The organism is Paraburkholderia sp. GV068, from assembly GCF_003058125.1.
Classification (GTDB): domain Bacteria; phylum Pseudomonadota; class Gammaproteobacteria; order Burkholderiales; family Burkholderiaceae; genus Paraburkholderia; species Paraburkholderia graminis.
Map to the genome: position 1 here is coordinate 25,682 of NZ_QBUB01000021.1, position 25,897 is coordinate 51,578.

Annotated in this window: 23 protein-coding genes; 15 read left to right on the forward strand and 8 right to left on the reverse strand. The window is 63.6% G+C overall.

Annotation, left to right across the window (positions count from 1 at the left end; all coding sequences use genetic code 11):
* Window positions 1-65 precede the first annotated feature (65 nt).
* Window positions 66-602, forward strand: coding sequence for an ATP-dependent protease subunit HslV (gene hslV / locus C8K18_RS29510; protein ID WP_006050517.1), 537 nt, complete (start codon window positions 66-68; stop codon window positions 600-602).
* 9 nt (window positions 603-611) lie between these two features.
* A complete protein-coding gene (hslU, locus tag C8K18_RS29515; protein ID WP_029969460.1) occupies window positions 612-1,958 on the forward strand; it encodes an ATP-dependent protease ATPase subunit HslU in 1,347 nt (448 codons plus the stop codon).
* Between the two features lie 95 nt (window positions 1,959-2,053).
* Here hslU and C8K18_RS29520 read toward each other — a convergent pair whose 3' ends face one another.
* Window positions 2,054-2,596, reverse strand: coding sequence for a response regulator transcription factor (locus C8K18_RS29520; RefSeq protein WP_006050519.1), 543 nt, complete (start codon window positions 2,594-2,596; stop codon window positions 2,054-2,056).
* Entirely contained in the window at window positions 2,593-3,903 is a 1,311-nt protein-coding gene (locus C8K18_RS29525) for an ATP-binding protein (RefSeq protein WP_006050520.1), read from the reverse strand. The genes C8K18_RS29520 and C8K18_RS29525 overlap by 4 nt, the downstream gene beginning before the upstream one ends.
* 112 nt (window positions 3,904-4,015) lie before the next feature.
* Between C8K18_RS29525 and C8K18_RS29530 the strand changes: the two genes are divergently transcribed.
* Complete coding sequence (locus C8K18_RS29530; RefSeq protein ID WP_107709147.1) at window positions 4,016-5,644, forward strand: tetratricopeptide repeat protein; 1,629 nt, start codon at window positions 4,016-4,018, stop codon at window positions 5,642-5,644.
* 56 nt (window positions 5,645-5,700) lie between these two features.
* On the opposite strand, the gene C8K18_RS29535 is transcribed toward C8K18_RS29530, so the two are convergent.
* The gene (locus C8K18_RS29535) at window positions 5,701-5,925 is read right to left on the reverse strand and encodes a cysteine-rich CWC family protein (RefSeq protein WP_081653027.1); all 225 of its coding nucleotides are present in this window, start codon (window positions 5,923-5,925) and stop codon (window positions 5,701-5,703) included.
* A 261-nt stretch (window positions 5,926-6,186) separates the two neighbouring features.
* On the opposite strand from C8K18_RS29535, the gene argB reads away from it, so the two are divergent.
* The 7 genes from argB to C8K18_RS29575 all read left to right on the forward strand — a co-directional run bounded on the left by argB (window position 6,187) and on the right by C8K18_RS29575 (window position 13,368).
* On the forward strand, window positions 6,187-7,086 hold the full coding sequence (argB, locus tag C8K18_RS29540; RefSeq protein ID WP_006050522.1) for an acetylglutamate kinase: 900 nt from the start codon (window positions 6,187-6,189) through the stop codon (window positions 7,084-7,086).
* A 103-nt stretch (window positions 7,087-7,189) separates the two neighbouring features.
* Window positions 7,190-7,993 (forward strand): pyrimidine 5'-nucleotidase, encoded by an 804-nt coding sequence (locus C8K18_RS29545; protein ID WP_006050523.1) that lies wholly within the window; start codon window positions 7,190-7,192, stop codon window positions 7,991-7,993.
* Window positions 7,960-8,634: a nucleoid occlusion factor SlmA gene (slmA, locus tag C8K18_RS29550; RefSeq protein WP_029969457.1), complete on the forward strand. Its 675-nt coding sequence runs from the start codon at window positions 7,960-7,962 to the stop codon at window positions 8,632-8,634. Before C8K18_RS29545 ends, slmA begins: the two co-directional genes overlap by 34 nt.
* Window positions 8,635-8,940: 306 nt before the next feature.
* A complete protein-coding gene (locus tag C8K18_RS29560; protein WP_107709145.1) occupies window positions 8,941-10,086 on the forward strand; it encodes a homoserine O-acetyltransferase in 1,146 nt (381 codons plus the stop codon).
* A complete protein-coding gene (metW, locus tag C8K18_RS29565; RefSeq protein ID WP_006050526.1) occupies window positions 10,083-10,691 on the forward strand; it encodes a methionine biosynthesis protein MetW in 609 nt (202 codons plus the stop codon). The genes C8K18_RS29560 and metW overlap by 4 nt, the downstream gene beginning before the upstream one ends.
* Window positions 10,692-10,705: 14 nt before the next feature.
* Window positions 10,706-12,100: an AmpG family muropeptide MFS transporter gene (locus tag C8K18_RS29570; protein WP_107709143.1), complete on the forward strand. Its 1,395-nt coding sequence runs from the start codon at window positions 10,706-10,708 to the stop codon at window positions 12,098-12,100.
* Entirely contained in the window at window positions 12,097-13,368 is a 1,272-nt protein-coding gene (locus C8K18_RS29575; RefSeq protein ID WP_107709347.1) for a M48 family metallopeptidase, read from the forward strand. Before C8K18_RS29570 ends, C8K18_RS29575 begins: the two co-directional genes overlap by 4 nt.
* A gap of 112 nt (window positions 13,369-13,480) precedes the next feature.
* On the opposite strand, the gene C8K18_RS29580 is transcribed toward C8K18_RS29575, so the two are convergent.
* From C8K18_RS29580 to gatC, 5 genes are all read right to left on the reverse strand, one after another.
* Entirely contained in the window at window positions 13,481-14,263 is a 783-nt protein-coding gene (locus tag C8K18_RS29580; RefSeq protein ID WP_107709141.1) for an exodeoxyribonuclease III, read from the reverse strand.
* Between the two features lie 67 nt (window positions 14,264-14,330).
* Entirely contained in the window at window positions 14,331-15,167 is an 837-nt protein-coding gene (locus C8K18_RS29585) for a PPK2 family polyphosphate kinase (protein ID WP_107709140.1), read from the reverse strand.
* A 175-nt stretch (window positions 15,168-15,342) separates the two neighbouring features.
* On the reverse strand, window positions 15,343-16,818 hold the full coding sequence (gene gatB, locus C8K18_RS29590; protein WP_107709138.1) for an Asp-tRNA(Asn)/Glu-tRNA(Gln) amidotransferase subunit GatB: 1,476 nt from the start codon (window positions 16,816-16,818) through the stop codon (window positions 15,343-15,345).
* 5 nt (window positions 16,819-16,823) lie between these two features.
* Entirely contained in the window at window positions 16,824-18,311 is a 1,488-nt protein-coding gene (gatA, locus tag C8K18_RS29595; protein WP_029969450.1) for an Asp-tRNA(Asn)/Glu-tRNA(Gln) amidotransferase subunit GatA, read from the reverse strand.
* A 219-nt stretch (window positions 18,312-18,530) separates the two neighbouring features.
* A complete protein-coding gene (gene gatC / locus C8K18_RS29600) occupies window positions 18,531-18,830 on the reverse strand; it encodes an Asp-tRNA(Asn)/Glu-tRNA(Gln) amidotransferase subunit GatC (RefSeq protein WP_006050533.1) in 300 nt (99 codons plus the stop codon).
* A 376-nt stretch (window positions 18,831-19,206) separates the two neighbouring features.
* On the opposite strand from gatC, the gene C8K18_RS29605 reads away from it, so the two are divergent.
* The 5 genes from C8K18_RS29605 (at window position 19,207) to rodA (ending at window position 25,853) form a co-directional block, all read left to right on the forward strand.
* Complete coding sequence (locus C8K18_RS29605) at window positions 19,207-20,250, forward strand: rod shape-determining protein (RefSeq protein WP_004189550.1); 1,044 nt, start codon at window positions 19,207-19,209, stop codon at window positions 20,248-20,250.
* 151 nt (window positions 20,251-20,401) lie between these two features.
* Window positions 20,402-21,526 (forward strand): rod shape-determining protein MreC, encoded by a 1,125-nt coding sequence (gene mreC / locus C8K18_RS29610; RefSeq protein WP_107709136.1) that lies wholly within the window; start codon window positions 20,402-20,404, stop codon window positions 21,524-21,526.
* Window positions 21,523-22,035 (forward strand): rod shape-determining protein MreD, encoded by a 513-nt coding sequence (mreD, locus tag C8K18_RS29615; protein ID WP_006050535.1) that lies wholly within the window; start codon window positions 21,523-21,525, stop codon window positions 22,033-22,035. The genes mreC and mreD overlap by 4 nt, the downstream gene beginning before the upstream one ends.
* Before the next feature lie 139 nt (window positions 22,036-22,174).
* The gene (mrdA, locus tag C8K18_RS29620; RefSeq protein WP_107709134.1) at window positions 22,175-24,694 is read left to right on the forward strand and encodes a penicillin-binding protein 2; all 2,520 of its coding nucleotides are present in this window, start codon (window positions 22,175-22,177) and stop codon (window positions 24,692-24,694) included.
* Between the two features lie 10 nt (window positions 24,695-24,704).
* Window positions 24,705-25,853, forward strand: a complete 1,149-nt coding sequence (gene rodA / locus C8K18_RS29625) for a rod shape-determining protein RodA (protein WP_006050537.1) — start codon at window positions 24,705-24,707, stop codon at window positions 25,851-25,853.
* The last annotated feature ends 44 nt before the right edge of the window (window positions 25,854-25,897 follow it).

Below are 25,897 nucleotides of genomic sequence, written 5' to 3' on the forward strand. Positions count from 1 at the left end.
TCCAGGATTCATGCGGTCGCGCATCGCGCGGCCGCGTCCTACCCGCTTTGCAAAGAGGAACGCATATGGAGCAATTTCACGGCACGACGATCGTCTCCGTGCGCCGCGGCGACAAGGTCGCGCTCGGCGGCGACGGCCAGGTGACGCTCGGCAACATCGTCATGAAAGGCGGTGCGAAGAAGGTCAGGCGCATTTACAACGGCAAGGTGCTGGTCGGTTTCGCGGGCGGCACGGCCGACGCGTTTTCACTGCTCGACCGCTTCGAGGCGAAGCTGGAAAAGCATCAGGGCAATCTCACGCGCGCCGCGGTCGAGCTCGCGAAAGACTGGCGCACGGACCGCATGCTGCGCCGTCTCGAAGCCATGCTGATCGCCGCCGACGCAACCACCACGCTCGTCATCACCGGTAACGGCGACGTGCTCGATCCGGAAGGCGGCATTTGCGCGATCGGTTCGGGCGGCGCGTATGCGCAGGCCGCCGCGAAAGCCCTCGCCGACAACACCGAGTTGTCGCCGCGCGAAATCGTGGAGAAGTCGCTGGAGATTGCCGGCGACATGTGCATCTACACGAACCACAACCGCGTCATCGAGACGATCGAGTAAGGACCCACGATGAGCACCATGACCCCTGCCGAGATCGTCTCGGAACTCGACAAACACATCATCGGCCAAGGCCGCGCGAAGAAAGCGGTTGCCGTGGCGCTGCGCAACCGCTGGCGCCGTCAGCAGGTCGACGACCCGCTGCGTCAGGAAATCACGCCGAAAAACATTCTGATGATCGGACCGACCGGCGTCGGCAAGACCGAAATCGCGCGGCGCCTCGCCAAGCTCGCCGACGCGCCGTTCATCAAGATCGAAGCCACCAAGTTCACCGAAGTGGGCTACGTGGGCCGCGACGTCGACAGCATCGTGCGCGATCTGATCGAGATTTCGGTCAAGCAGACGCGCGAATCGGAAATGCGCAAAGTGCGAACCAAAGCCGAAGATCAGGCCGAAGACCGCATTCTCGACATTCTGTTGCCGAGCGCGCGTCCGGTCGGTTTCGGTTCCAGTTCGAGCACGATCGACACGGCCGACGAAGGCAGCACCACGCGCCAGACTTTCCGCAAGCGTCTGCGCGAAGGTCTGCTTGACGACAAGGAAATCGAGCTCGACGTCGAGCAGCCGCAAGTCGGCATGGACATCATGGGGCCGCCGGGCATGGAAGACATGACCGAGCAGATCCGTTCGATGTTCGCGAACATCGGCGGCGGCAAGAAAACGCGCCGCAAGATGAAGGTGAAGGAAGCGCTGAAGGTTCTCACCGACGAAGAAGCCGGCAAGATGCTCAACGACGAAGAGGTCAAAACCAAAGCCGTGCAGAACGTCGAGCAGAACGGCATTGTGTTCCTCGACGAAATCGACAAGATCGCGTCGCGCAATGAAGCCGGCGGCGGTGAAGTGTCGCGTCAAGGCGTGCAGCGCGATCTGCTGCCGCTCGTCGAAGGCACCACCATCAACACCAAGTACGGCATGGTGAAGACGGATCACATTCTGTTCATCGCGAGCGGCGCGTTTCATCTGGCGAAGCCGAGCGATCTGATTCCCGAACTGCAAGGGCGTTTTCCGATTCGCGTGGAGCTCGATTCGCTGTCGGTGAACGACTTCGAGTCGATCCTGGTGTCGACGGATGCGAGCCTCGTCAAGCAATACCAGGCACTACTGGCAACCGAAGACGTGCATCTGGAATTCGCCGACGACGGCATTCGCCGTCTCGCGGAAATCGCTTATTCGGTGAACGAAAAGACGGAGAACATCGGTGCGCGCCGTCTTTACACGGTCATCGAAAAGTTGCTGGAGGAAGTGTCGTTCGCTGCCGGCAATCACTCGGGACGCACGGTGCAGATCGACGCGGCATATGTGGATCGCGCGCTGAACGAAGTCGCCGAAGACGAAGACCTGTCGCGCTACGTGCTGTGATGTAACGCGGAAGCGACGAAGCAAAACGGGCCGCCTGTAGAAAGGGCGGCCCGTTTTCTTTGCGCCACATCAAACGATGCGGCGATGAAGGCAACTTACTGCTTGACCGGCCGCTTCGCGAGTTTGCGCTGCAAGGTCCGGCGATGCATGTTCAACGCGCGCGCCGTCGCCGAAATATTGCCGCCGTGCTCGGCCAGCACGCGCTGAATGTGCTCCCATTCGAGACGCGCAACCGAGAGCGGCGTGGGATGCTCGATCGCCTCTTCCGCCTGCAACGCACTCGCCTCGCTTTGCAGCGCCGAGAGAATGGTTTCGACGTTCGCAGGCTTCGCCAAGTAGTTGTCCGCGCCGTCTTTCACCGCTTGCACCGCGGTAGCAATGCTCGCGTAACCGGTCAGCACGAGCATGCGCGCGTCGGGTTGCAGATCGCGCAACGGCGCGACGAGCGTGAGGCCCGAGTCGTTGCCAAGATGCAGATCCACTGTGATCTGACTGAACTTCTGCTGGTTGGCCAGCCTGATCGCTTCGTCCGCGTTGTGGGCTTCGCTCACCGTATAGCCGCGCCGCGTCAAACCGCGCGCGAGGATACCGGAGAACACCTCGTCGTCGTCGATCACCAGAAAATTCATCTCGCTCATGCCTGTTTCTCCGTGTTGGATGGCGCGGCGCCTTGGCGGCCCGGGCCGGAACTTTTGCGACCGGTGAGCGGCAGCCGCAAGACTGCGCGCGTGCCACGCGGTTGGGTCGCATTGACGTCCGTCAATTCAATCGATCCTTTCAGGCGCGCCGCCGCCGAAAACGCCAGGTACAGGCCGACGCCGTGCCCGCCTTGCGTGCTGTCCACCGGCATCGCTCCGAGTGAGCCGCGCAGCGCAGCCGGAATGCCGGGGCCCGCGTCGCAGACTTCGAATTCGATCTGATCGCCGCGCGCCGTGAGCCGGCACGACAGCGTGACGTGATCGCGGCTCGCGCGCGCGGCGTTGTCGAGCAGAATCGTCAGAATCTGGCTGACGGCTACCGTGTCGTCGAGACTGACATCCGCGGGCGGAGCGCCAAGCCGCTCGAACTTCACATGCGGATGGCGCAAGCGCCATTGCTCGGCGAACGATCCGAGCCACTCGTCGACCGGCTGGCGATTGGTGGCGGTCGTTGCACGGCTCCTCAACCTCGCGAGCGCGGATGTGCACAAGCTCATCTGCTGTTCGAGCAGTTCGAGATCGGCGCTGTACGGCGCGAGCCCTTTGTCGGTACGCGCCGCGTCGCGCAATTCTTCGGACAGCATTGCAATTGTAGACAGAGGCGTGCCGATTTCGTGAGCGACGGTAGCGGCCTGGACACCGAGCGCGACCGCGCGTTCGTCCTGGAGCAAGCGCTGCTGCGCTTCTCCGAGCGCTGCGTCACGTAGCCGCAGGGCTCGCGACATGCGCGCGACGAACCACGCGATCAGCCCGACGCTCACCATGAAGTTGACCCACATGCCGGCACGGTAGTAGTCGAACAGATTGGCCGGGTTGTCGAGATTCAGCGGCACCGAATCGAAGCCGAGGACTGCATAGCAGGCCACGGCGAACGCGGCGAGCCACGCCATCAGTCGCCAGGGCAGCACGGCCGCCGCGATGGCAAGCGACGGCAGGTACAGCGAGACAAAGGGATTGGTCGTGCCGCCGGACAGAAACAGCAACGCGGACAACGCGCCGAGATCGACCCAGATCTGGCCGAACAGCTCCATGTTCGACTCGGGCCGCTGCTGCGTGACGCGCCACCACGTGAGTGCGTTAAAGATCACCTCGAGCGCGATGACGAGCAGCATGGCAGGCAACGGCAAATGCACGCCGATGAATATCTGCACGAACGCGATGGTCAGCAACTGCCCGATGATCGCAAGGCTGCGCAGCCAGAACAGATGGCCGAGATTGACGCGGCCCGTGTTGGTTATACGATGCATGACCTCAGTTCACTTTACCCGTTCGGACGCTTCCCAATAGTGCCGCCGCAGCCCGGTGATACTATAGCTTTCTCTGTTAGCGCCTCGCGCCGATCTCTCGGCCGCAATCCTCATGGTCGACTCCGACATCCCGTCAGCTTTCCTTAATTTCATGCAGCAAGCCGCCGCGGCGCGTGTGAGCGGCGCGGTCGAGCCGGAAGCACAAGCGCTTCGCGCGGCAGCGCAGCTTCATCCGCTGGACGAGGACTCGCTGACCTCGCTCACTCAGAATCTGATCGAGCAACAACGCCTGGGCGATGCGATCGAACTGGCCTCCATTATTGCCCAACTGGATAGCGGCAACGCGCGTGCGCACTTCCGTCTCGGTTACGCGCTTCAGGTCGCGGACCGGCACGGCGAGGCGGTCGCTCCCTACCGCCGCGCGCTCGCACTCGAACCCACGTTGCCGTCGCTACGCAGCAACCTCGCTGGCGCGCTTTCGCTGTCGAATGGCGACCTTCGCGAGCAAACCGCGCTTCTCGAACAAGCCGTGCTCGCACATCCCGACGATGGAAACGCCTGGACCAATCTTGCAAACGCTTATCGCCAGAACCTGGATTTGTCGGGCTCGCTCGAAGCCGGCGAGCGAGCGGTTCAGTGCGCGCCGTCCAGTGCGCTCGCCCACAACAACTATGCGCTGGCGCTAAGAGAGGCACAACGTTGGGACGCGGCTTTGCAGGCCGCCGAAACAGCCTGCACACTCGCGCCCGACCACGCGGGCATGCGTTCGAATCTGTCGATGCTGCAACTGATGCGCGGCGACTACGCGAACGGCTGGCTCTCGCATGAGGCGCGCTGGAGCGGCTCGTCGGAGCTGCGCGGCAATCGTCCCGCCTTCCCGGCGCCGACCTGGAAGGGCGAGCCGCTCGCCGGCAAAACATTGCTGGTATGGGGCGAGCAGGGCATGGGCGATCTGCTGCAATTCTGCCGGTACATTCCAATGCTGGCCGAGTACGTGCATCGCGAAGGCGGCCGTCTCGTGTGGAACTCGTTCCCGCAGATGGGCGGCTTGATGGCACGCAGCCTGGCCGCTCACGTCGATCAGTTTTCGGCGGGCGGCGGTGTCGAATCGCTGCCGCCATTCGACTTCGAGATTCCATTGCTGAGCCTGCCGCTGGTCTTCGGCACGAGCGAGGCGACCATCCCGTCGCGCGGGCCTTATCTTCACGCGGACGCCGCTGCTCTCGAGCGCTGGCGTCAACGGCTCGCCGGCGAGCCGAGGCTCAAGGTCGGACTCGCGTGGACGGGCAGCCACGGGCATCAACGCAATCCGTTTCGGCGTGTCGGCTGGGAACGCTATGCGAAGCACTTCGCGGGCATGCGCAACGTGGCGTTCTACTCGCTGCAACCGGGCGCGAGCGCCGACGTGAACGCAGCCGCGGCCGCCGGCCTGCCGATCACCGACTACACCGCCGAATTCGCCACCTTCGACGACACCGCCGCGTTCGTCGGCGCGCTCGACCTCGTCATTACCGTTTGCACGTCGGCCGCGCATCTGAGCGGCGCGCTCGGGCAACGCACGTGGGTGCTGCTCGACGTCAACCCGCACTGGGTCTGGCTGATCGATCGATGCGACAGCCCGTGGTATCCGAGCGCGACGCTGTACCGGCAACCGAGCTTCGGCGAGTGGACGCCGGCGCTTGAAGCCGTCGCCCGCGATCTGGAAGCGCTCGCGGCACAGCACGTCGCCGTACAACGCTAAGCGCTAAAGCGAGGAGCGAGCGTGACCGTGACCCTGACCGCCCATAGCAGACGCGTTCACGGCACGTCCGCACCGGGCTCCGGCTGAGCCGTCCGCGCGATTTCCGCAGCGAGGCATTCGGGGCAAAGGCAACGGCCGGCGGGGTCCAGCCGCTCGCGCGGCAGTGCCGGCATCTCGCGGCACCAGCAGTCGAAAGGCTCTGCGTGCATCGCGCAATCGAACGCATTGCCGCAGCGCGGGCAGCGCGCGCTGCCTGGTGGGCGGGAAACAGACGGTTTCATGACAGGCGGACGGTCTCGCGGGCATCGACAGGGAAATGATGCCACGGCTTGCGTCCTACCGTGAGTCGTCCATTCGGCTAGTTCACAGGCACACGGAAGACGCGCTACGCTTGACTCCGAGTTGCCGCTGCAAAGCACGGTTTCATAGCACGGAAACGCGGCGTTGCACGCCGCCGCCGCACGCGTCGAAAACCCTGTTGCAGCGCGCCAGTCCTGTACAATTCGCCCTGTTTTAACTGTTCCGTGCCCGAGCCTGCCGCCATGTCCGAGCTTCCCGACCTTTCGCAGATTGCGCCCACCCTGAAGGCTGAAATCCTGGCCGAGGCGCTGCCCTACATTCGCCAGTATCACGGTAAGACCGTGGTCATCAAATACGGCGGCAACGCCATGACGGAGGAGCGGCTGAAGCAGGGCTTCGCGCGCGACGTCATTCTGCTGAAGCTGGTCGGCATCAACCCGGTCATCGTGCACGGCGGCGGTCCGCAAATCGACCACGCGCTGAAGAAGGTCGGCAAGCAGGGCACGTTCATTCAAGGCATGCGCGTTACCGACGAAGAGACGATGGAAGTCGTCGAATGGGTGCTCGGCGGCGAAGTGCAGCAGGACATCGTCACGCTGATCAATCACTTCGGCGGTCACGCAGTCGGTCTGACGGGCAAGGACGGCGGTTTGATCCACGCGCGCAAGATGCTGATGCCGGACCGCGACAATCCCGGCCAGTACGTGGACATCGGCCAGGTCGGCGAGGTCGAGGCGATCAATCCGGCCGTGGTGAAGGCGCTGCAAGACGACGCGTTCATTCCGGTCATCTCGCCGATCGGCTTCGGCGAAGACGGGCTGTCGTACAACATCAACGCCGATCTCGTCGCGGGCAAACTGGCGGTCGTGCTGAACGCCGAGAAGCTCGTGATGATGACGAACATCCCCGGCGTGATGGACAAGGAAGGCAATCTGCTGACCGATCTGTCCGCGCGCGAAATCGACGGGCTCTTCGCCGACGGCACGATCTCGGGCGGCATGCTGCCGAAGATTTCGTCGGCGCTGGATGCCGCGAAGAGCGGCGTGCGCTCGGTGCATATCATCGACGGGCGTATCGAACATTCGGTGCTGCTCGAAATTCTCACCGAACAGCCGTTCGGCACGATGATCCGCTCGCATTGATGCCTGCGTCACACGGGGCACATGAGGCGCGCCGCTGCACCGCGCCTCGTGTGTCCATCACGCCGCTAGCCGCAGCGCCCGGCGCCTGAACAGCACTCTTCCCATGCGCACTCCGACTTCCCGGCGCCGTCGTCCGCAGATCGCAAGTGGCGGTCCGGTCTGGCTGTTCGATCTCGACAATACGCTGCATCACGCGTCGCACGCGATTTTTCCCGCCATCAATCAGGCGATGACGCAGTACATCATCGACGCGCTGCAAGTCGAGCTCGACGAAGCGAACCGCCTGCGCACCGGCTACACGCAACGTTACGGCGCGGCGCTGCTGGGCCTCACGCGCCATCATCCGCTCGATGCAAACGACTTCCTGAAGGTCGTCCACACGTTTCCCGATCTCGGCTCGATGATCCGCCACGAGCGAGGCGTCGCGCGTCTCGTCGCCGCGCTGCCGGGCCGCAAGATCGTGCTGACCAACGCGCCCGAAAGCTATGCGCGCGCAGTGCTCGCGCAACTGCGAATCGAGCGTCTGTTCGAGCAGGTGATCGCCATCGAGCATATGCGCGACCGGCGCCGCTGGCGCGCGAAGCCCGATCACGCGATGCTGCGCAAGGCGATGCGCGACGCGCATGTGTCGCTGAAAGACGTGATCCTCGTCGAAGACACGCGCTCGCATCTGAAGAACTATCGGCGGCTCGGCATCCGCACCGTGTGGATTACCGGCCATCTGCCGCGTAAGCCGCATATGGACGGCGTGCCCACGCGTCTGCCGGGCACCGGCCGGCCGCATTATGTCGATCGCAGCATTCGTTCGTTAAAATCGCTAAGACTGAGCACCCGCTCGGTTCGATTGAAGCGCCAGCAGACGGGACGACAGCCATGCAGCCGATCGACAAGCCTGACGAAGCCCTAGCCGAACCCGACCCCGCTGCAGCGGCTGTCCCGCGAGCGCAGCGTCTGAAGCCAGGCGAGCGCCGCGTGCATATCCTGCAGACGCTCGCCGCGATGCTTGAAGCGCCGAAAAGCGAAAAGATCACCACCGCCGCCCTCGCCGCGCGGCTCGGCGTATCGGAAGCGGCGCTTTATCGTCACTTTGCGAGCAAGGCGCAAATGTTCGAAGGACTAATCGAGTTCATCGAACAGACCATCTTCGGCCTGATCAATCAGATCGTCGACAAGGAAAACAACGGCGTACTGCAGGCGCGCGCGATCGCGTTAATGCTGCTGAATTTCTCCGCGAAAAATCCTGGCATGACGCGCGTGCTGACATGCGAGGCGCTGGTCGGCGAACATGAACGGCTGACGATGCGCGTGAATCAGATGCTCGAGCGCGTCGAAGCTTCGCTGAAGCAATGTTTGCGCTTGGCCGCGGTGCGTGCCGATGCGTCCGCGCAAGAAGCGTCCGCGCCTCTTCCGGCGGACTACGATCCTGCCGTGCGCGCGAGTCTGCTGTTGAGCTATGTCATTGGACGCTGGCATCGCTTTGTCCGTAGCGGCTTTGTGCGCATGCCGGCCGACGACGCCGATTCGCAATTGCGAGTGATCCTCCAGTAGCTTGCTCGGGAAGCCGCGTGGGCTGCCGGCCAGACGTTGCCGCCCGGAATTTTCCGCTATACTTTGCGCCTGACTGCGGCCTTGCATTACCTGAAAGCACATGACAGGTATCGAGGGAACCGCGCTCCAGAACACACGTACTACGCGCCGATTTGCTGACTCGATTGCGGGCGCGCGAACCAGTGGAACAATTCCGCGGTTCACTATAAATGCGGCTAAAGAGGTCGTCAGCCGCGCACAAGTCGTTCTCCTCCGTGCTTTGCCGACGCCGTCTAGCCGCCCTGTCTTTGTCAAATGGCGGAATGAATGGAATCGATCGGTATCGTCGCTCCACAAAAAATGCATTTCACCGAGCCGTTGCGTCTGCAGAACGGCAGCTCGCTTGCCGGCTACGACCTGATGGTCGAGACCTACGGCACGCTCAACGCCGCGCGCAGCAATGCGGTGCTCGTGTGCCACGCGCTCAACGCATCGCATCATGTGGCGGGCGTCTATGCGGACAATCCAAAGGACATCGGCTGGTGGGACAACATGGTCGGCCCAGGCAAGCCGCTCGATACGAATAAGTTCTTCGTGATCGGCGTGAACAATCTCGGCTCGTGCTTCGGCTCGACGGGGCCCATGAGTATCGATCCGGCCACCGGCAAACCGTATGGGGCGGCCTTCCCCGTGGTAACGGTGGAAGACTGGGTCAATGCGCAGGCGCTCGTCGCGGACCGGTTCGGCATCGAGCGCTTCGCTGCGGTCATGGGCGGCAGCCTCGGCGGCATGCAGGCGCTCGCGTGGAGCATGATGTATCCGCAGCGTGTCGCGCATTGCATCGTGGTGGCGTCCACGCCGAAGCTGTCCGCGCAAAACATTGCGTTCAACGAAGTGGCGCGCTCGGCGATTCTGTCGGACCCCGACTTTCACGGCGGCAACTACTACGCGCACAACGTGAAGCCGAAGCGCGGCTTGCGGGTCGCGCGCATGATCGGCCACATCACCTATCTGTCGGACGACGACATGGCCGAGAAATTCGGCCGCTCGCTGCGACGCGCGGAAGGCGCGCTCGACGCGTACAACTTCAACTTCGACGTCGAGTTCGAGGTGGAGTCCTACCTGCGCTATCAGGGCGACAAGTTCGCCGACTACTTCGACGCGAACACGTATCTGCTGATCACGCGCGCGCTCGATTACTTCGATCCGGCGAAAGCCTTCGAAGGCGATCTGACAGCGGCCCTTGCGCACACCACGGCGAAATATCTGATCGCCAGCTTCTCAACCGACTGGCGTTTCGCGCCGGCCCGCTCGCGCGAACTCGTGAAGGCGCTGCTCGATCACAAGCGCACCGTGACGTACGCGGAAATCGACGCGCCGCACGGCCACGACGCCTTCCTGCTCGACGACGCGCGCTATCACAACCTGATGCGCGCCTACTACGAACGCATTGCGAACGAGGTGAACGCATGAACCAGCGAGCACTCGATTATCTGGCGCTGCGCCCGGACTTCCGCGCGATCGCCCGCTGGGTCGAACCGCGCGCCACGGTGCTGGACCTGGGTTGCGGCGACGGCTCGCTGCTGTCGCTGCTCACCGAGGAACTGGACGTGCAAGGCTACGGCATCGAAATCAACGACGCGGGCGTGCTGGCCGCGACGCAAAACGGCGTCAACGTGATCCAGCAGAATCTCGAAGACGGTCTGCGTCTTTTCGAAGACGGCAGTTTCGACTTCGCGGTTTTGTCGCAGACGCTGCAAACCATTCATCAGACCGCGGCGATTTTGCGGGAAACGGTGCGCGTCGGTCGCGAATGTATCGTGTCGTTTCCGAACTTCGGCTATTGGGCGCATCGGCTTTCCGTAGTTCGGGGACGCATGCCGGTGTCGAAGTCGCTGCCCTATCAATGGCACAACACGCCGAACGTGCGCGTGCTGACCATCAAGGACTTCGAGGCGCTCGCGCCCGAAGTCGGCATCGAAATTCTCGACCGTGTCGTGCTGCACGACGGTCAGACGGTGCGGTGGGGCGTGAACTGGCGTGGTAGTCTTGCGGTCTATCGCGTCAAGAAAAGCTAACGCAAGCTATCCACATGTCGAACCCGCCGCACGAGGCGCCTGCACTTACCGCTCACGAAGAACATCCCGGCTGGCGCGCGTTTTTTAATACGCGCATGCTGATCTGCGTCTTTCTCGGCTTTACGTCGGGATTGCCGCTGTTCACGCTCGTCTATCTGGTGCAGGCATGGTTGCGCTCCGAAGGCGTCAATCTGAAGGAGATCGGCCTTTTTGCGCTGATCCAGTTTCCCTATACCTGGAAGTTCATCTGGGCGCCGCTGATGGATCGCTACGTCCCGCGTTTTCCGGGCTGGCGTCCGGGCAGACGGCGCGGCTGGATGCTCGTCACGCAGATTCTGGTCGCGGGCGCTATCGGCACGCTTGGGTTCGTGTCGCCGCGCGACTCAATCTGGACCGTCGCGGCATTGACGGCGCTCGTCGCGTTTTTCGGCGCAAGCCAGGACATTTCAATCGATGCCTACCGGCGCGAGTTGCTAAGCGACACGCAACAGGGTCTCGGCAACGCAGTGCACGTCAATGCCTACAAGATCGCGGCACTGGTGCCGGGTTCGCTGGCGCTGATTCTGTCAGATCATTTGCCGTGGACTACCGTGTTCATCGTGACCGCTGCGTTCATGGTGCCCGGCATGGTGATGACGCTTGTCGTACGCGAGCCCGAAGTGCACGGCACGCCGCCCAAGAATTTGCGCGACGCGATCGTGCAGCCGTTCCGCGAATTCGTCCAACGCGATGGCTGGCGCGGCGCGTTGTTCGTGCTCGGCTTCATCTTTCTGTACAAGCTCGGCGACACGATGGCGACGACGTTGTCCACATCGTTCTTCCTCGACATCGGTTTCTCGCGCACGCAGATCGGCGTGATCGCGAAAACGACGGCGTTTGGCGCGAGTCTCGCGGGCGGAATTGTCGGCGGCATCTGGCTGATGAAGATCGGCATCGGCCGCGGCTTGTGGATCTTCGGCATCCTGCAGATGGTGTCGACGCTCGGCTTCGCCTGGCTCGCGCATCTCGGACCTGCTTCGCCTGGCTTGACGGCGATTTACGACATCGCCGTCTGGACCAGCGAAGGCACGACGAAGCTGCTGTCGTGGGTCGGCATCGACTGGTCGGTGCAACTCGAACCGCGCTCGGTCGCGCTCGCGCTCGTCTACGGTTTCGAAACTTTCTCCACCGGTCTGACGATGGCGGCCTTCACCGCGTACATCGCCAGCACGACCGATCCGCGTTATACGGCCACGCAGTTCGCGCTCTTTACGAGCCTCGCTTCGGTGCCGCGCACGCTGGCGTCGGCGGCGAGCGGCTATGTGGTCGCGAAGATCGGCTGGTTCGACTACTTCATTGTCTGTACCGCGTTGGCCGTGCCGGGCATGCTGCTTTTGTTGCGCATCGCGCCGTGGAGAGTGCGGTCGTGAAGGTGCTTTTCGCAAAACAGCCATTGCGCCTGGGTGCGCGCCGCGGCGTCGCGTTGCGCGATGCTGGCCGTGGCGCGCTTCGCGCAGCGTTGTGGGTCGGCTGTTCGGGGTTTGTGAGTTTGATCGCGCCGTCCGCTGCTGTTTACGCAGCCGCTGGAACGCCGGCCGCCGCCGCGCCGACCACCGCTGCACCGCCCGCCGCTAACAGCGCCGCGGCCGGCACGGCGCTCAACGCTGCAACGGCTGCTGCGCCGCAACCGCCCGCGCCCGCGGCGAAATCCGCTGCGGCAGCAACGAGCGCTGAAAGCGCGCCGGCTGCACCGCCGGCCGCGAACAGCGCGACGAGTTCCGGCAACGCGCCGGCAGGACCAACCGCTCAACCATCCGCGAGCGCGAAAGCCGCGGCGCCGACGTCATCGCCCGCTGGCGCTGCAAAGCCGGCTGCGTCGTACGGCCCGAGCAACCAGTTGCGTTACGGCGGCTATCTGGTGTTCCGCAACCTGATTCCGTCGCCGATGCTCGAGGCGCAAGCCGCCGAAGAGTTCAGCCAGATCGCGTACGGCGCCGAGCACGCCAACCGTCTATACGGCGACAGCGATGCGCACGTCACGCGCGTGCGCTCGATCGTCGACAAGATGGTTCCGTACTCGCTCAAATGGAACGAGCGGGCGAAAGGCTGGAAGTGGGACGTCGCCGTCGTGCGTTCGCCCGACATTCGCATGTACTGCCTGCCGGGCGGCAAGATCGTCGTGTACGGCGGGCTGCTCGACCGCGCGCATCTGAACGACAACGAGCTCGGCATGCTGATCGGCCATGAGATCGCGCATGCGCTGCGCGAACATGCGCGCGAGCGGCTCGGTCAGTTGCAGGCAAGCCAATTGGATTCGTCGGGCACGATCCCGCAGCTCTTCGGTCTCGCGGACCTGGGCGCAGCGCCGCTCGGCATCGGTTCGCGCCTGCTCGAAATGAAGTACGAAAACACGGACGAAACCGAAGCCGACGTGATCGGCAGCGACATCGCCTCTCGTGCGGGCTTCGATCCGCGCGCGGCGGTCACGCTGTGGGACAAGCTCGCGCAGGCCACGCGCAGCAATCGCGAGCAGGGCTTCATCTACGTGCATCCGTACTCGCCCGCGCGCCGCCAGGACATCGTCAAGCGGCTGCCGGACATGCTGCCGCTTTATGCAAAGGCCATCGGCAAAACCGTGGATGCGCTGCCGGACTATGCGGGCATGGGCCGTCCGCGCCGCAAACTGGCGCGCGATTAACGGGCGTCACGCTTCACGCCTCCGCGATCTCGAGCGCGCGTCTTGCGGACGCCGCTCAAGCGCTCTTACCGACGCGGCGCTTCAACTCAAGGCCGCCGCGCAGAATCTAAACTCACTTCTTCGACACGTCGTGGTCGTAGTCGACCGTCAGCGGCGCGTGGTCGCTGAACTTGATGTCGCGAAACACTTCAGTGCGTTTCGCCTTGCTCGCGATGCCCGGCGTCGCGATCTGATAATCGATCCGCCACCCCACGTTCTTCGCATACGCCTGGCCGCGATTGCTCCACCACGTATATTGCTCGGGCCGCTGATCGAGCGTGCGGAAGACGTCGACGTAACCGACTTCGTCGAACAGTTTGGTGAGCCACGCGCGCTCTTCCGGCAGGCAACCCGAGTTCTTCTGATTGCTCTTCCAGTTCTTGATGTCGATTTCCTTGTGGACGATATTCACGTCGCCGCACAGGATCACTTCGCGCTCGCGCGCGAGCTGCGCGAGATGCGGCATGAACTCGTCCATGAAACGATACTTGGCCTGCTGACGCTCTTCGCCGCTCGACCCTGACGGCACATACACCGACACAACCGACAGCTTGCCGAAACGCAGTTCGACATAACGCCCTTCGGGATCGAATTCCTCGCTGCCGAAGCCGATCACAACCTCATCCGGCTCGTGACGCGTATAGACGCCCGCGCCGCTATAACCCTTCTTCACCGCGTGCTGGAAATAGCCGGTGAAATCATGCGGCGCGAGGAATTCCGGCGTCATGTCGTCCTGCGAACATTTGATTTCCTGCACGCAAAGCACGTCGGCATTCTGCTCGCCGAACCAGTCGAAAAAACCCTTTTTGGCCGCTGAGCGGATGCCGTTCAGGTTGGCGGTAATCACACGCAACATGTCGTTCCTTTGTGTTCGATTCGTTTGGAGATTCGTCTTCGAGATGGTTTTCCGACGACGCCGAAAGTCATTCGATCTTCACGCCTTTCAGCGATTCCTTGGCCGGCGGGAATTCCAGCTTCAAGTCCTGGAAAGTGCGCAATAGCAACTCGGCAACCATCACATTGCGATGCGTTTTCGAGTCCGCGGGGATGACGTACCACGGCGCGTATTCGGTCGAAGTCGCGGCCAGCGCGTTGCGATAAACGCCCTGGTATGTGTCCCACTGCTTGCGTGCGTCGAGGTCCGCTACATCGAACTTCCAGTGCTTGGTCTCATCGTCGACGCGCGCCTGAAGCCGCTCGCGCTGCTCTTCTTTCGAAATATGCAGCATGCACTTGATGATCGTCGTGTCGCTGTCGGCAAGCAGTTCCTCGAACTGGCGAATGTGGCGGCAGCGCACGTCGAATGCATTCGCGTCGATGTTGCCGAGCACGGTCGGCACCAGCAGGTCTTCATAGTGGCTGCGATTGAAGATCGTCAGTTCGCCCGCAGCGGGCGCTTGCGCATGCACGCGCCACAGGAAGTCGTGCGCGAGTTCGTCGGGCGTCGGCGCCCGGAACGGCGCGATGCGCAGACCGAGCGGATCGACTTCGTGAAACACGGCGCGAATCGTGCCGTCCTTGCCGCTCGTGTCCATGCCCTGCAGGACCAGCAGCACGCGGCGTTTTCGTTGCGCGTGCAAGCGTTCCTGCAAGACGTCGAGCTTCGCGCCGATCTCGGAGAGCCGCTCGCGGTCGGAATCTTTCGATCCAGTGGAAAAAGGCTTCGACGCGGGATCGAAATCGTCGAGCGAGAATTTGCCGTTCTTTTTGCCCTCGAAATAAGGCACGCGGAAATCGTCGAGGTCGGGTCGCTTCGCCATCCACACACTCCGTAATCTGCGTTCGGGTTCGCAAAAGCGGGCCCGCAAATGAAACGGGCCGTTGCCGCACTTTCGTTTCCGGCAACAGCCCGCGGTCGCCGAAGCGCAAACAATGCTTCGGCTATAGACGTTCGACCGCACGTCGGCCAAATTTCAGCCTGGCCCGAACGAGGCGTCAGCCCAGCTTCTTCTTCAGCAGTTCGTTCACTTGCGCCGGATTCGCCTTGCCCTTCGTCGCCTTCATGGCCTGGCCGATCAGCGCGTTGAACGCCTTCTCCTTGCCCGCGCGGAATTCTTCCACCGACTTCTGGTTCGCCGCGAGCACCTCGTCGATGATCGCTTCCAGCGCGCCGGTATCCGAAATCTGCTTCAGGCCCTTCGCTTCGATGATGCGATCCGCGGCGGCCTCGTCGGTCGCCTTCTCTTCCCAGATCGCGAGGAAAATTTCCTTCGCGATCTTGTTGGAGATGGTGCCGTCGGCGATACGTTGCAACAACAGCGCGAGTTGCGCGGACGACACCGGGCACTCGGCAATGTCGAGGCCTTCGCGATTCAGTTGCGACGACACCTCGCCCATCACCCAGTTCGCCGCGACCTTCGCGTTGGCCGCGCCGAGCTTCTCGACGACCGCTTCGAAATACGCGGCCGTCGCCTTGCTCGACGTGAGCACGTTTGCGTCATACGGCGTCAAACCGTATTGCGACACGAAACGCTGCTGGATCGTTTCCGGCAGCTCCGGCATGTCGCGCTTCACGCGCTCGACCCACGCTGCGTCGATCACGAGCGGCATCAGATCGGGATCGGGGAAATAGCGGTAATCGTGCGCGTCTTCCTTGCTGCGCATCGAGCGCGTTTCGCGCTTGTCCGGATCGTACAGACGCGTTTCCTGCACCACTGTGCCGCCGTCTTCGATGAGTTCGATCTGACGGCGCACTTCGTACTGGATCGCTTCTTCGAGGAAGCGGAACGAGTTGAGGTTCTTGATCTCAGCACGCGTGCCGAATTCGGCCTGGCCGACCGGACGCACCGACACGTTCGCGTCGCAACGGAACGAGCCTTCCTGCATGTTGCCGTCGCAAATGCCGAGCCACGTGACGAGCGTGTGCAGCGTCTTGGCGTAGGCCACCGCTTCGGCCGCGCTGCGCATTTCCGGCTCGGTGACGATTTCGAGCAGCGGCGTGCCCGCGCGATTCAGGTCGATGCCGGTCATGCCCGCGAAATCTTCGTGCAGCGACTTGCCAGCGTCTTCCTCGAGATGGGCGCGCGTCAGATTGACGACCTTCGTGTAGGCCGCCGTGCCCGCCTTCTCGTTGGCCGGCACCTGGATCGTCACCTGGCCGCCCTGCACGACGGGAATCTCGTACTGGCTGATCTGATAGCCCTTCGGCAGATCGGGGTAAAAGTAGTTTTTACGCGCGAAGATGCTGCGCGGCGCGACCGTCGCGCCGATAGCAAGACCGAACTCGATTGCGCGCTCCACGGCGCCGCGGTTCATCACCGGCAAGGTGCCGGGCAAGGCCAGATCGACGGGGCAAGCCTGCGTGTTCGGCGCGGCGCCGAATTGCGTGGGGGCGCCGGAGAAAATTTTAGATTGCGTGGACAGCTGCGCGTGGGTCTCCAGACCGATCACGACTTCCCATTGCTTGGTCATGGTGCTCACACTCCTGCCGGTGCCTTGCGGTGCCAGTCGGTCGCGCGCTGGAACGCGTCGGCCACCTGCAGCATCCGGGCTTCATTGAAATAGTTGCCGATGATCTGCAATCCCACCGGACGCTGTGCATTCGCGCCCGCGCCGAAGCCGCACGGCACGCTCATGCCCGGCAAGCCGGCGAGGCTCACGGACAGCGTGTAGATGTCGGCGAGATACATCTGCACGGGGTCGTCGCCCTTCGCGCCGAGATCCCACGCCACCGAGGGTGCGACCGGTCCCATGATGACGTCGCACTGTTTGAACGCCTCCTGGAAATCCTGCGCGATGATGCGGCGAATTTTCTGCGCTTGCAGGTAATACGCGTCGTAATAGCCGTGGGAAAGCACGTAAGCGCCGACCATGATGCGACGCTTCACTTCGGGCCCGAAGCCTTCGGCACGCGACTTCTTGTACATGTCGAGCAGATCGCGATATTCCGCGGCGCGATGGCCGAAGCGCACGCCGTCGAAGCGCGACAGGTTCGACGATGCCTCCGCCGGCGCGATCACGTAGTACACGGGAATGGACAGCTCGGTCTTCGGCAGCGATACGTCGACGAGCGTGGCGCCGAGCGCTTCGTATTGCTTGAGTGCGGCGTCGACCGATGCGCGCACGTCGTCGGCGAGACCGGCGCCGAAATACTCTTTCGGCAAGCCGATGCGCAGGCCGTCGAGCGGCTTGCCGGCGCCGTCCTGCTTCCATGCCTGACCGAGATAGCGCGTGTAGTCTTCGTCGTCGCGCACGAGGCTCGTGGAATCGCGCTGGTCAAAACCGGCCATTGCGTTAAGCAGCGTTGCACAGTCAGCGGCGCTTTGCGCCATCGGACCGCCCTGATCCAGCGACGACGCGAACGCGATCATGCCGTAGCGCGAGACGCGGCCGTAAGTCGGCTTGATGCCGGTGATGCCCGAGAACGACGCCGGCTGACGGATCGAGCCGCCGGTATCGGTGCCGGTTGCAGCAGGCGCGAGGCGCGCGGCCACAGCCGCCGCGGAGCCGCCTGACGAGCCGCCCGGCACTGCCTGACGATCCCACGGGTTCTGGACGGGGCCAAAATACGAATTTTCGTTCGACGAGCCCATCGCGAACTCGTCCATGTTCGTCTTGCCGACGCACACCATGCCGGCGCTCTGCAGACGCTCGACCACGGTGGCGTCGAACGGGCTTTCGTAGTTCGACAGCATTTTCGAGCCGGCCGTGGAGCGCCAGCCTTTGGTGACGAACACATCCTTGTGCGCGATCGGCACGCCGGTCAGCGGGCCGCCGTGGCCCGAGTGAAGCAGCGCGTCCGCGGCTTTTGCCTGGGCGAGCGTGAGATCCGGATCGACCTGGATGAACGCATTGAGGCCGCGCGCCGCGTCGATGCGTTTTAGATAGAGCTGAGCCAGCTCGACTGCGGAGCATTCCTTGGCGGCCAACGCGGCGCGCAGTTCGGTCAAACTTTTTTCATGCATTGCGTGTTGTCCTGGAAAGCGCGGCAACGCGGATCGCGCTGCCGTGGAAGCGTTCGGTTGCGGGCCGGCGAACCGGGCCGAGGTGTCGACGAACATATCGGCGAACATACCGGCGACAAGCGAAGCTGCGCGCGCCTGTTTCGGCGCGGCATGCCGTGCTCGCGGTGGTGGCTCGCGGCCCGCAAGCCGCGCCGCGCCCGCCGCGCGCTGATATCGCCGTTATTCGATCACCTTCGGCACGAGATACAGACCGTCCTGCACGGCCGGTGCGGGACGCTGGAAAGCCTCGCGCTCGATCGTTTCGGTCACCGCATCGTCGCGCAGACGCAGCGCGACGTCTTCGATCTGCTCGATCGGATGGGCAAGCGGTGCGATGCCCGTGGTGTCGACCGCCTGCATCTGCTCGACGAGGCCAAAAAACTCGTTGAGCTGGACAAGCGTGTGTTCGGCGTCGGCGTCGGCCAGTTCGAGCCGCGCGAGATGCGCGATGCGCTTAACATCGGTCAGGGTCAAAGCCATGCAGTCACCGGAAAAAGTGGCGGACCGCCGCAGCCGGAAAAGCGCGCTGCGACAGCGAGTTAGGACGCTGGAGGAAGACCTCGAAAAAGGGGCCGGCGGCGGCAAAAAGTGCCGTCCGTTTCCTTCAAATCATCCAAAATTATAAGGTATCATTACGCGTTCGACCCAAACCCGGACCGACTTACCCAGGCCTTTCTGGACATTTCGTAAAGAGAGTTCGGATATTTCTGACCTGGCTTTGTATCGGCCTCCGGTAGACTCCCCCGCAGCTTCAAGTTCCAGTGGCGCCGCTTCGCCAGGTTGAAGCTGTTATTTTTTTCCGCTGCCGCCCTGCGCAACGTTGCGAGGCCCGGCCCCAAGCGAGACAGGATTTTGAATGTTCGGTTTTTTGCGCAGCTACTTCTCCAACGATCTGGCGATTGATCTAGGCACCGCCAACACGCTTATCTACATGCGTGGCAAAGGCATCGTTCTTGACGAACCGTCGGTGGTGTCCATCCGCCAGGAAGGCGGTCCCAACGGCAAGAAAACCATTCAGGCAGTCGGTAAGGAAGCCAAACAGATGCTCGGCAAGGTGCCGGGCAACATCGAGGCCATCCGCCCCATGAAAGACGGCGTGATCGCCGACTTCACGGTGACCGAGCAGATGATCAAGCAGTTCATCAAAACGGCTCACGAATCGCGCATGTTCTCGCCGTCGCCGCGCATCATCATTTGCGTGCCGTGCGGTTCGACCCAGGTCGAGCGCCGCGCGATCAAGGAAGCCGCTCACGGCGCGGGCGCATCGCAGGTCTATCTCATTGAAGAACCCATGGCCGCGGCAATCGGCGCTGGCCTGCCGGTGTCGGAAGCCACCGGCTCGATGGTCGTCGACATCGGCGGCGGCACGACGGAAGTCGGCGTGATCTCGCTCGGCGGCATCGTGTACAAGGGCTCCGTCCGCGTAGGCGGCGACAAGTTTGACGAAGCCATCGTCAACTACATCCGCCGCAACTACGGCATGCTGATCGGCGAGCAAACCGCCGAAGCCATCAAGAAGGAAATCGGTTCGGCCTTCCCCGGCTCCGAAGTCAAGGAAATGGAAGTGAAGGGCCGCAATCTGTCGGAAGGCATTCCGCGCAGCTTCACCATCTCGAGCAACGAGATTCTCGAAGCGCTGACCGATCCGCTGAATCAGATCGTGTCGTCGGTGAAGATCGCGCTCGAGCAAACGCCGCCGGAACTCGGCGCGGACATCGCCGAGCGCGGCATGATGCTCACGGGCGGTGGCGCACTGCTGCGCGATCTGGACCGCCTGCTCGCCGAAGAAACCGGCCTGCCGGTGCTCGTCGCCGAAGACCCGCTGACGTGCGTCGTGCGCGGCTCGGGCATGGCGCTCGAGCGCATGGACAAGCTCGGCAGCATCTTCTCGTACGAGTAAGCGAGCGAGTTCGATGTCAGCAGCGCGGATCTGGCAGACGGCCCCTTGCGGGCCCGTTTGCCGTTGGCTGCGCCGCCCAGCGTCCGTACGCTGAACCGCGTTTTCAGCGCGCCGCCGCCTCACCCAACCGCTTACGCCCCCGGCGCCGACCATGGAATACAGTCCGCCGCCTCTGTTCAAGCAAGGCCCGTCCGCCCTCGCACGACTCGTGTTTTTCGTCGTGCTGGCGCTCGCCCTGCTGATCTCCGACGCACGCTTCAAGACGCTCGAAATCGTTCGCGGCGTGCTCGGCGTGGGTCTCTATCCGTTGCAGCGCGCAGCGCTGGTGCCACGCGACGTCTTCATGGGCGCCGCCGATCTGGCCGTGACGAGCGCAACCTTGCGCAGCGACAACGAAAAGCTGCGCACCAGGAATCTTCAACTGTCGCAGCAGGCCAATACAGCCGCCGAACTCTCCGCTGAGAACGGCCATTTGCGCGCATTGCTGCAACTGTCGCAGCGCGCGACCACGCAATCGTTGCCCGCTGAAATCCAGTACGACACGCGCGATCCGTTCACGCAAAAGGTCGTCATCAATCGTGGCGCGCAGCAAGGCATTCAGAACGGCTCACCGGTCGTGAACGAAGACGGCGTGATCGGTCAGGTGACCCGCGTGTTCCCGCTGCAGGCCGAAGTCACGTTGCTGACCGACAAGGATCAGGCCGTGCCCGTGCAGATCGTGCGCACCGGCTTGCGCAGCGTCATTTACGGCACGCTTAAGGGCGATACGCTCGACCTGCGCTTCGTGCCGATCAGCGCCGACGTCCAGACGGGCGACGAACTCGTCACGAGCGGGCTCGACGGTGTGTATCCGCCGGGGCTGCCGGTCGCCAAGGTCGTGCGCGTCGACAAGCAGGCGGACACCGCCTTCGCGCGCGTGATCTGCCTGCCGATTGCGCCGGTGCGCGGCGCGCGTCAGTTGCTGGTGCTGCATTATGTGAACGACGTGCCGCCGCGTCCCGCCGAAGAGCCGGACCCGGCCGCAGCCGCCAAAGAGGCGGCCAAAGCGAAAAAAGGCGCGAAGGCAGACGGCAAGGCCGCCGCCGATAAATCCGCGAAACCGGCGGAAAAAACCGGCGCGGACAAAAACGCCGCGGCCAAGCCCGCGGACAATACGCCAGCCCAAGCCGCGCAGGCAGCTAAGCCAGGCACCGCCGACCAGAAATCCGCTGCATCGAAGAAACCCGCCGCCGCCGAAAAAGCGAAGCCGCAAGCCGCGCCCGGGGCAAAGCCATGAACCGCCCTCAATACATTCTGCAGCCGGTCAATCCCTACTTCATCGCGTTCAGCCTCGCCGCGGCGTTTCTGCTGAATCTGATGCCGTGGGGCCGCATGATCGGCGTGCCCGATTTCGTCGCGCTCGTGCTGCTGTTCTGGAACGTGCACCAGCCGCGCAAGGTCGGCATGGGCATCGCGTTCTTCCTCGGCTTGCTGATGGACGTGCACAACGCAAGCCTGCTCGGCGAGCACGCGCTGGCGTACACGCTGCTCTCGTACGGCGCGATCACGATCCATCGCCGCGTACTGTGGATGTCGCTCGGCGTGCAGACTTTTGCGGTCATGCCGCTGCTCGTGACCGCGCAAGTAGTGCCGTTCGTGATCCGTCTGCTGACGGGCGCGGCATTTCCCGGCTGGGGCTATCTGGTCGACGGTTTCGTGGAAGCCGCCCTCTGGCCGGTCGCGAGCGTGCTGCTGTTGATGCCGCAGCGCCGGCCCGCCGACCCCGACGATACGCGGCCGATTTAACCAGGCGTCGAGCGCGCCGGCCGTCCATGGAACGTATGTTTTCTGCCCGCCCGACGCCCACTGCCGTTCATGCCTTCCGGTTTCGCCCGGATCAGGCGCACACTCATGATGGCCGTCGCCCGGCCTTTTGCAGAATCGCATGACCGAATTCAAGGACACTCAGCAACAGCTCTCGAAGTTCCGCCTGCGCGTCGCGGCGGCGGGCCTGTTCGTGTTCGTCTGCTTCGGGCTGATCGGTTTTCGCTTCCTGTTCCTGCAGGTCTGGCACTACAGCAAGTACTCGCTGCAAGCCGACGAAAACCGCATTTCCGTCGCGCCGATCGTGCCCAACCGCGGCATCATTACCGACCGTAACGGCGTGGTGCTGGCCAAGAACTACTCGGCCTACACGCTGGAAATCACGCCGTCCAAGCTCGGCGCGCCGCTCGAAACGGTTATTGACGATCTGGCCACGGTTGTCTCCATCGACGCCCGCGACCGCCGCCGCTTCAAGAAGCTGCAGGAAGACTCGAAGAACTTCGAGAGTCTGCCGATCCGCACGCGCCTGACCGACGACGAAGTCGCGCGCTTCACCGCGCAACGCTTCCGCTTTCCCGGCGTCGAAGTGCGCGCGCGCCTGTTCCGCCAATATCCGCTCGGCCCGACGGCCGCGCACGTGATCGGCTACATCGGCCGGATTTCGCAGCGCGACCAGGAGCGCATCGACGACGCGAGCGATCAGAACGACAGCGATCCCGAGCACTACGATCCGCGTCTGGACGCTAACAACTACAAGGGCACCGACTACATCGGCAAGATCGGCGTCGAGCAGAGCTACGAGACCGAGTTGCACGGGCAGACCGGTTTCGAGGAAGTCGAAGTCACCGCGGGCGGCCGGCCCGTGCGCACGCTGTCGCGCACGCAGGCCACGCCGGGCAACAATCTCGTGCTGTCGCTCGACATCGGCCTGCAACAGGTCGCCGAGCAGGCGTTCGCGGGCCGGCGCGGCGCGCTGGTCGCGATCGAACCGGCAACCGGCGATGTGCTCGCGTTCGTGTCGGCGCCGAGCTTCGATCCGAATTCGTTCGTCGACGGCATCGACCAGCAGACCTGGGACGAGCTCAACAACTCGCCCGACCATCCGCTGCTGAACCGGCCGCTGCACGGCACCTATCCGCCGGGTTCGACCTACAAGCCGTTCATGGCGCTCGCCGCGCTCACACTGCACAAGCGCACGCCGGGCTGGGGCTTCCAGGACCCGGGCTCGTACACGTTCGGCGGTCACACCTTCCGCAACGACGTGCGCTCCGGTCAGGGCTGGGTCGACATGAACCGAGCGATCGTCGTCTCGAACGACACGTACTTCTACATGCTCGCGCACGATCTCGGCGTGAACAACATCGCAAACTTCATGAAGCCGTGGGGCTTCGGCCAGATCACCGGCATCGACATCGCGGGCGAGGCGCGCGGCATCCTGCCGTCGACGGAATGGAAGCGCAAGGCGTACCGCAAGCCCGAGCAGCAAAGGTGGTACGAAGGCGAGACGATCAGCCTCGGCATCGGGCAAGGCTACAACTCGTTCACGATCCTGCAGCTCGGGCACGCGACGGCCACGCTCGCCAACAATGGTGTCGTGATGAAACCGCACCTCGTGCGCGACATCGAAAATCCGATCACGAAAGACACGCGTCCGGTCGTACGCGATCCGAGCGACAAGATTCCCGTCAAGCAGTCGGACATCGACATCATCAAGCGCGCGATGGAAGGCGTGGTGACGAACGGCACGGCGTCGAAGGTGTTCATCGGCGCGCCTTACCTGGCGGCGGGCAAGACCGGCACGGCGCAGGTCTACTCGCTGCAGGGCGCGAACTACAAGGGCCACGCGATCGCCGAACATTTGCGCGACCACGCGCTTTTCATCGCCTTTGCTCCGGCCGAGCAACCGAAGATCGCGCTCGCGCTGATCGTCGAAAACGGCGGCTGGGGCGCGGAGTCGGCGGGTCCGATCGCGCGCAAGGTGCTCGACTACTACCTCGTCGGCAAGAACAAGCCGGGCGCGCAGGCGGCGGCCGTGGCAGCGGCGGCATCGGCGACCGAGGACGCGTCCGCGCCGGAAGTCGGCGGTGCGCCGGCGCCGCAGGAAGCGGCACAACCGGTGAAGATCGCGGCGGGGTATACGGCGTTGCCGATGCCGGGGGTTGCGGCGGCGGGTGCGAGTGCGAGTGCGGCCGTGAATGGTGCGTCTGGGGCGGCGGCATCGGTGAACGGCGCGTCGGGGGCGAATGGTGCGTCGGTGAACGGTGCGCCGGCGAATGGCGCGCAGGCGAACGGAGTTCCGGCGAAGGGCGCATCGGTGAACGGTGCGTCTGGGGCAACAGCAACGCCTGCCGCTTCAGCTCCGGCCGCAGCGACATCAAAGTCTCCTGCACTCGCGGCGCAAACCGGCGCAGCGCGCAATCTGCCGGCATCGGCGACATCGGCTGCGGCCACACCAGCCTCAGCGACAAAAGCCCCAACCCAGCGCAAACCCGCCGCCCCCCGCCAGCCGCGACCAGCAAGCGAGCCGGCCCCCGCTGCCGCCGCACGCTCCACGCCCCACCCGGCCCGGGAATCATCGCGCGACAGCGGCACTGAGCCCGCGCCGCCACGCCAGCCGGTTTCCGGCGGCATCGACGAATAAGGAGAAAGGCATGCAATTCGACAAGCGCGCCTGGCTCGACCGCATCAAGCGGATGTTCGCGGGCTTCGATCGCCCGCTTGCACTGATCGTGTTTCTGCTGCTGTGCGTCGGCATCGTCACCTTGTACAGCGCGAGCCTTGACGTGCCCGGCCGCGTGGAAGACCAGTTGCGCAACATCATGCTGACGTTCGTGCTGATGTGGGCGCTCGCCAATGTGCCGCCCACCACGCTGATGCGCTTCGCCGTCCCGCTCTATACGTTCGGCATTGCCTTACTCGTCGCGGTCGCGCTGTTCGGCCTCACGCGCAAGGGCGCGAAGCGCTGGATCAACGTGGGCGTGGTGATTCAGCCGTCGGAGATTCTGAAGATCGCGACGCCGCTGATGCTCGCCTGGTACTATCAGCGGCGCGAAGGCGTGATGCGCTGGTACGACTTCGTGGTCGGACTGCTGATCCTCGCCGTGCCAGTCGGTCTGATCGCCAAGCAGCCTGACCTCGGCACTGCGGTGCTCGTGTTCGCGGCCGGCTTATTCGTGATCTATTTCGCGGGCCTGAGCTTCAAGCTGATCGTGCCGGTGCTGATTGCCGGCGTGATCGCGGTCGGCTCCGTCGCGGCATTCCAGGACAAGATCTGTCAGCCCGACGTGCAATGGCCGCTGATGCACGACTATCAGAAGCACCGCATCTGCACGCTGCTCGATCCGACTTCCGATCCGCTCGGCAAGGGCTTCCACACGATTCAGGCGGTGATCGCAATCGGCTCCGGCGGGCCGCTCGGCAAGGGCTGGCTCAAGGGCACGCAGGCGCACCTGGAGTTCATTCCTGAGAAGCACACCGACTTCATCTTCGCGGTGTTCTCCGAGGAATTCGGGCTCGCGGGCGGCATCGTGCTGCTCACGCTTTACATGCTGCTCATCGCGCGCGGGCTGTATATCGCGGCAAACGGCGCGACGTTGTTCGGACGCCTGCTGGCCGGCTCGCTGACGATGGCGTTCTTCACCTACGCGTTCGTCAATATCGGCATGGTGAGCGGCATCTTGCCGGTGGTCGGCGTGCCGTTGCCGTTCATGAGTTACGGCGGCACCGCGCTGACGACGCTCGGCGTCGCCATCGGCCTCATCATGAGCGTCGCGCGCCAGAAGCGGTTGATGCAGAGCTAGCGTCCCGGCATCGCGAGCGCGAACGCAGGCGCAAGCGCTGCAAA